Raw genomic sequence first — 565 nt, forward strand, 5'->3', positions numbered from 1 at the left:
ATAATCGTATTATAGGCACGAGCCAAACGCGTAATAGAGTCAAGGATAATGACGACATCTTTCTTATGCTCAACCAAACGTTTTGCTTTCTCGATAACCATCTCGGCTACCTGAACGTGACGAGCTGGTGGCTCATCGAAGGTACTGGCTACAACCTCACCACGAACCGAACGCTGCATTTCCGTTACTTCTTCTGGACGCTCGTCAATCAACAATACCATGAGGTGACACTCAGGGTTGTTGCGCGCGACAGACTGAGCAATATTCTGCATCATCAAGGTCTTACCCGCTTTCGGCGGAGAAACAACCAAGCCACGCTGTCCTTTACCAATTGGAGCAACCAAATCAAGAATACGCGCTGACAAATCTTCTGTACTACCGTTACCGGCTTCCAGAATAAGACGATCATTTGGAAACAAAGGGGTCAGGTTTTCAAATAAAATCTTATTTTTCGAGTTCTCAGGTTTATCAAAGTTGATCTGACTAACTTTCAAAAGCGCGAAATATCTCTCGCCGTCTTTCGGCGGACGGATTTTCCCGGAAATCGTATCCCCGGTACGCAAAT

The 565-nt window shown here is 45.8% G+C and carries 1 protein-coding gene; it reads right to left on the reverse strand.

Annotated elements, in window-relative coordinates; genetic code table 11:
- The coding region (gene rho / locus A3735_RS10195) for a transcription termination factor Rho (RefSeq protein ID WP_082885860.1) at positions 1–565 on the reverse strand (565 nt) is incomplete at both ends.

This window comes from Oleiphilus sp. HI0061, from assembly GCF_001635675.1.